The sequence below is a fragment of the Streptomyces tricolor genome (assembly GCF_002155905.1).
Taxonomy (GTDB): Bacteria; Actinomycetota; Actinomycetes; order Streptomycetales; family Streptomycetaceae; genus Streptomyces; species Streptomyces tricolor.
Genome location: NZ_MUMF01000564.1, coordinates 1 through 5,717, shown reverse-complemented (window position 1 = coordinate 5,717; position 5,717 = coordinate 1). Strand labels below are relative to the sequence as shown.

The window sequence follows — 5,717 nt, the reverse complement described above, 5'->3', positions numbered from 1 at the left end:
CCTGCTGTCGGTGGTGTGGCTGGAGGTCGCGCGCCGGGCGGGCGCTCCGGTGTACGGGGTCGCGCTGCCGGGGCACTTCGTGGTCGGGTTCGGGACGGCGGCGGAGCAGGTGCTGGCCGATCCGTTCGACGGCGGCCGGGTGCTGACCGGGACGGACGCCGAGCTGCTGGTGGTGGGGGCCACGGGGGCGCCGCTGCACTCCTCGATGCTGGAGCCGGCCCCGCCGCTGGAGGTCGTCCAGCGCATCCTGAACAACATCCGGGCGTGGGCTGCGGCGCGGCCGGAGCGGTCGGACGTCGCGCTGCGGGCCGTGGAGCTGGCGCTGCTCATCCCTTCCCATCCGGCCCGGCTGCGCTACGAGCGCGGGCAACTGCTGGTGCAGCGCGGGCAGTTCGTGGCGGGCGCCGAGGAGCTGGAGCACTACGCCGATCTGATCGAGGTGGTGGACGAGTCGGCGGCCCGGAAGGTCCGGCAGGAGGCGGGAACGGCGCGGGCCAAGCTCAACTGACCCGGCGCGGGGAGCGGGAGGTGCTCACAGCCACCCCTTCTCCCGGGCGATCAGCACCGCCTCCGCCCGGTTGCGGGCCGCCAGCTTCTGGATGGCGGTGGACAGGTAGTTGCGGACCGTGCCCGGGGAGAGGTGGAGGGCCTGGGCCAGTTCGGCGTTGGTGGAGCCGTCGGCCGCCGCGCGGAGCACCTCCCGTTCCCGCTCGGTGAGCGGGTTCGCGCCCTCGGCGAGTGCGGCGGCGGCCAGCGTGGGGTCGATGACCCGCTCCCCGGCCAGCACCTTGCGGATCGCCTCGGCGAGCTGGGCGGCGGGGGCGTCCTTGACGAGGAAGGCGTCGGCGCCCGCCTCCATGGCGCTGCGCAGATAGCCGGGCCGGCCGAAGGTGGTGAGGACGACCAGCTTCACCCCGGGGAACTCCCGGTGGACCCGGGCCGCGGCCTCGACGCCGGTGCAGCCGGGCATCTCGATGTCGAGCAGCGCGACGTCCACGCCGTGCGCGCCGACGGCCGCGAGCACCTCGTCGCCGCGCGCGACCTGGGCGACGACCTCGATGTCGTCCTCCAGGCCGAGCAGCGCGGCCAGCGCCTCGCGGACCATCGACTGGTCCTCGGCGAGGAGGACCTTGATCGTGCTCGTCATGCCCCGGATCCTACGTCCGCCGCGGTGGCCGCCGGCGCGCGGGCGAGCAGCCGGAACCCGTGCCGGGTCCGGCCCGCCTCCAGGGTGCCGCCGGCCTTCTCCAGCCGCTCGGTCAGGCCGGTCAGCCCGTTGCCGGGCCCGTTGCCGGAGCCGCCCGATCCGTCGTCCTCGACGGACAGTTCGAGCACCGGCCCGTCCAGGGTCTGGCGGCGCAGCAGCCGGATCACGCAGCGGTCGGCGCCGCTGTGCCGGACCACGTTGGTGACCGCCTCGCGCAGCGCCCAGGCGAGCGCCGACTCGGCGTCCTCGGGGACGCCGGCGAGATCGGGTTCGGCGGGCACCTCGGCGACGACCCCGGCGGCGGTCAGGGCGACCTGGGCGCCGGCGAGTTCGGCGGCGAGCCGGGGCCGCCGGTAGCCGGTGACCGCCTCCCGGACGTCGACCAGGGCCTGCCGGCTGACCTGTTCGATGTCGGCGACCTGCCGGGCCGCCTTGTCGGGGTGGTCGGGCAGCATCCGGCCGGCCAGCTCGCTCTTCAGCGTGATCAGCGACAGCGAGTGGCCGAGCAGATCGTGCAGGTCGCGGGCGAGCCGCAGCCGTTCCTCGTTGGCGGCGAGCTGGGCGACGGTGGCCCGGGCCTTGCGCAGCTCGACGGTGGTGCGCACGAGCTGGCCGACCCCGACCATGGCGAACCCGATGAGCACGACGAGGATCACCAGGCCGCGGGCCTCCTGCTCGTCCGAGTGCAGCCCGACGAGGTACATCACCGCGGCCGTCGCCGGGACGGCCCAGTACGCCGCCCGGACCGGCAGGGTCGCCCCGCAGGCCACCGAGAGGTAGACGAAGAGGCCGAGCCAGGCGCTGCCGAGGGTGAAGGCGAGGACGGGGGCCAGGACGGCGAGGACCGCGAGCAGGGCGAGCACGGTCCGGGGTGCGAACGGCCGGCCCATGTTGCGGAAGACCAGCGTCAGATAGACCCCGACGAAGGCGGCCAGGCCGAGGCAGCCGGCGAGGGTGGCGCGCGCGGTGTGGTGGCCGCCGGCCAGGTCGTGGACCGGTGAGCTGAGGAAGACCAGCCACACGCCGATCCACAGCGCCTTCGCCAGCAGCTCGCGCCGGGTGCGCGGGGTCCGGCCGATCGGCATCTGGTGGTCCGGCCGCGTGCCCCGGGTCCGCGGGTCGTCCGTCGTCGTGCTCACGCCTTCAGCGTGTCCTTCCGGTACAGCCAGGCCGCGCCGCCCGTGAAGAGGACGAAGGAGACGGCGAGGACGGCGATGTCCTGGGCGTGCGGGGCCTGGTTCTGTTCGATCGCGCGTCCCAGGGCAGCGTACGCGTGCGTGGGCAGCCACTTCGCGATGTCCTGGAGCCACTGCGGGAAGCTCGTGGAGGGCATCCACAGGCCGCCGAGGAGCGACAGACCGAAGTAGACGATCATCGTGATCGGGCGGACCGCGTCCCCGGAGGCGAGATACCCGAGGGCGACGCCGAGCGCGGCGAAGACGAGGCTGCCGGCCCAGACGACCCCGGTGAGCGCGAGCCACTGCCAGGCGTCCAGGCGTACGTGCTTGAGCACGGCGGCGACGGCGAACACCACGACGATGGCGGGCAGGCTCACCACGGCGGCGCTCGCCGTCTTGGCGAGGACGTAGCCGCGGCCGGGCAGCGGGGTCAGCCGCAGCTGCCGTACCCAGCCGCTCTCGCGCTCCTTGGCGATGCGCTCGCTGTTGCCCATGAGGACGGCGGTCAGGGCGCCGAAGGAGGCCATGGAGACCATCAGGTAGGTGGCGACGGTCAGCTCGCTGCCGTCGACCTTCGCGGCCGAGCCGGCGCTGCTGGAGAAGATCAGGTAGATGATCGAGGGGTAGAGCACCGAGAAGAACAGGAATTTCCTGTTCCGCAGGGCGCGGACGAGTTCCAGCTTGATCAGGCCCCGCGTGGCACATGTGTTCAGCACGGCCGCTTCGCCTCCTCGGCCTCCGTGAGGGCGACGAAGGCCTGCTCCAGACCGAGCCCGGCGACTTCGAGGTGGCGGGGGTAGAGGCCGAGGCCGTACAGGGCGTGCACGGTGGCGTCGGCGTCGGCGGACCGCAGGCGGACGGTCCGGCCCGAGACGTCGAGCGAGGTCACGTAGGGCAGTGCGCGCAGGGCGTCCTGGTCGACGTCCCCGGCCAGGTCGAAGGTGATCCGCCGCACGCCCGCCCGCGCCTTGATCTCGGCGGCCGTGCCGTCGGCGAGGAGCCGGCCGCGGTGCAGCACCAGGACCCGGTCGGCGACGGCGTCGGCCTCCTCCAGGTAGTGGGTGGCGAAGAGCACCGTACGGCCCTGGTCGGCCTGCTCCCGCATGGTGGCCCAGAAGGCCTGGCGGGCGGAGACGTCCATGCCGGTGGTCGGCTCGTCCAGGACGACCAGGTCGCTGTCGCCGGCGGTGGCGAGGGCGAACCGGACCCGCTGGGCCTGGCCGCCGGAGAGCTTGTCGACCTTGCGGTCGGCGATCGGGGTGAGGCCCGCGCGGGCCAGCACCTCGGAGGCGGGGTACGGCCGCGGGTGCAGCGCGCGGGCGAGCCCCACCAGTTCGGCCACGGTGACCCCGTCCATCAGACCGCCGCTCTGCAGCATGGCGCCGACCCGGCCGGCGAGGATCGCCTCGCGCGGGCCGGTGCCGAACAGGCTCACCGTGCCGCTGTCGGCGTGCTTGAGCCCGAGGAGCAGGTCCAGGGTGGTGGACTTGCCGGCCCCGTTCGGGCCGAGGAGGGCGACGGTCTCGCCCGGGTACAGCCGGAGCGAGAGGCCGTCGACGGCCCGCACGCTCCCGTACGTCTTGGTCACCTGGTCGAACCCGGCCACCGGGGCGGTGGTGGCCGGTACCGCTGTCGTCGTCATGCGCCCATGCTGGCCGGGCGGGCCGGGGGCCGGGCAGTGTCGCGGGTCCTGAGTGCCGGATGACGGATGTCATGCCGGCGGCTCACCACGCGCCCGCCCCGGCCCCCCGCGGCGTCACCCCGGCATCAGCTCGGGTTGGTGTCGATGACTCCGACCCGCTCGGCCGCCGTCTTGCCGCGCAGCGCCTTCCGCAGTGCGGAGACCACGTCCTGCGGCAGGACGCCGCGCTTGCCGGTCGCGGTCTGGATCTGCACGCCGTCGAAGGTGCTGCCGTAGGCCGCCTTCAGCGCCTGGAGGTCGTAGGTGTCCACGAGCTTGCCGTCGACGGCCTTGAAGCCGAGGATCTTCGGCAGGGACACCGGACCGAACGGGATGCTGTGCGCCGCGTCGGTCTGCACCCGGACGAGACCGGACATCGCGGGCTTCGCGAACTCCTTCATCATCCGGTCGACCTCGGCGTTCGACACCGTCGGCTGCTTGGTGGTGGTCGGCACGGTGACCGGGGTCGGGGTGCCCGTCTCCACCAGCGTGCGGTAGGCCTTCTCGACGGCGCCGGTCGAGCCGGCGGCGTCGATGGCCTTGCCCGCCTTGCCGTAGACGGCCACGGCCTTGCCGGACTCGAACTTGATCGTGCCGTCCGTGACCGAGCCGGCACCGCCGCCGGCCTGCCGGAGGGCGGCCTGCAGCTTCTCCTCGTCCACCGGCATGACCGGCTCGACCACGCGCTTCTGCCCGAAGAGGGAGCCGACGACGTTGACCGGGTTGTAGTCGCTCTGCGCCGCCTCGCTCACCGTGGCCTGGTAGTCGAACTGAAGCCCGGCGTTCTCCGGCGTGAGGGAGACCGTCCGGCCGCCCACGGACAGCTTCAGCGGCTTGTTCACCCGGTCGCCGAAGGCGTCGTCCAGCTTCTTGACGGCGTCGTCGCGGGTGCCGCCGCCGATGTCGACACCGAGCACGGTGGTGCCCTTGGGCACGTCGGTGTGGTTCATCAGCAGTCCGGCGCCGTAGGCACCGCCCGCCACGACGAACACGCCGACGCCGAGCAGCATCAGCTTGCTGCGGCCCTTCTTCTTCGGCTTGGCCGCCGCCTTGGGCGCGGGGGCCGGCGCGGGCTTGGGCGCCGCCGGGCCGTCGGGGTGGGTGCCGAACGGGGACTTCCCCGCGTTCGGGACGACCGGGATGCCGCTGGTGACGGTGTGTCCGGAGACGTTGTCGGCGGCCGGCGAGCGGTAGCCGGGCGTACCGGGCTCCGGGGCCGGCTTCTGCGGAGTGAGGATCGCGGTGTCGTCGCTGAGCCCGCCACCGGGACCCCGGCCCGCGGGACCCGCGCCGGGGGCGGAACCCGGCCCGCCGGGGACGCCGGGACGACCCGGGCCGCCGGGGCCACCGGGACCGTCGAAGCCGCCGGCGCCGGGGCCGCCCGGTGCGTCGAGGTCGGCGATGTCGGTGAGGGCGCTGCGCGCGGGCGGGGTGCCCTGGCCGCCGGGACCGGCGCCCGCGGGGCCGTCGAAGGGCTCGCCCGGCCCCATGCCGGGGCCGCCGCCGGCCGACGGGACGGCCGACGGGACGAGGGTGCCGTCGCCGGTGACCGGACCGCCGGTGGGACCGGCCGGGCCGCCCTGCGGGCCGCCGGGGCCGCCGTGCCCGCCGGGACCGTCGAAGCCGCTGGCACCGCCGGGGCCGCCGTGCC

The 5,717-nt window shown here is 74.5% G+C and carries 5 protein-coding genes and 1 pseudogene; 1 reads left to right on the top strand and 5 read right to left on the bottom strand.

The window, feature by feature from the left end; translation table 11 throughout:
• A partial coding sequence (locus CCN44_RS33645) for a transglutaminase family protein (protein ID WP_143650125.1) occupies positions 1-508 on the top strand: 508 nt, incomplete at its 5' end.
• 24 nt (positions 509-532) lie between these two features.
• On the opposite strand, the gene CCN44_RS33640 is transcribed toward CCN44_RS33645, so the two are convergent.
• The 5 genes and pseudogenes from CCN44_RS33640 to CCN44_RS33620 form a co-directional block, all read right to left on the bottom strand.
• The gene (locus tag CCN44_RS33640; RefSeq protein ID WP_059252434.1) at positions 533-1,147 is read right to left on the bottom strand and encodes a response regulator transcription factor; all 615 of its coding nucleotides are present in this window, start codon (positions 1,145-1,147) and stop codon (positions 533-535) included.
• Positions 1,144-2,346, bottom strand: a complete 1,203-nt coding sequence (locus CCN44_RS33635) for a sensor histidine kinase (RefSeq protein ID WP_399009338.1) — start codon at positions 2,344-2,346, stop codon at positions 1,144-1,146. Before CCN44_RS33635 ends, CCN44_RS33640 begins: the two co-directional genes overlap by 4 nt.
• Positions 2,343-3,101 carry an ABC transporter permease gene (locus CCN44_RS33630; RefSeq protein WP_059252433.1) on the bottom strand — a complete coding sequence of 253 codons (759 nt, stop codon included), beginning with the start codon at positions 3,099-3,101 and terminating at the stop codon, positions 2,343-2,345. The genes CCN44_RS33635 and CCN44_RS33630 overlap by 4 nt, the downstream gene beginning before the upstream one ends.
• The gene (locus tag CCN44_RS33625) at positions 3,095-4,027 is read right to left on the bottom strand and encodes an ABC transporter ATP-binding protein (protein ID WP_059252432.1); all 933 of its coding nucleotides are present in this window, start codon (positions 4,025-4,027) and stop codon (positions 3,095-3,097) included. Before CCN44_RS33625 ends, CCN44_RS33630 begins: the two co-directional genes overlap by 7 nt.
• Positions 4,028-4,152: 125 nt before the next feature.
• A pseudogene (locus tag CCN44_RS33620) lies at positions 4,153-5,717 on the bottom strand (hypothetical protein); the annotation flags it as partial.

Bases quoted from the DNA above. Each gene is read 5' to 3' on its own strand.
- CCN44_RS33640 (WP_059252434.1), bottom strand. From the start codon at position 1,147: ATGACGAGCACGATCAAGGTCCTCCTCGCCGAGGACCAGTCGATGGTC.
- CCN44_RS33625 (WP_059252432.1), bottom strand. From the start codon at position 4,027: ATGACGACGACAGCGGTACCGGCCACCACCGCCCCGGTGGCCGGGTTC.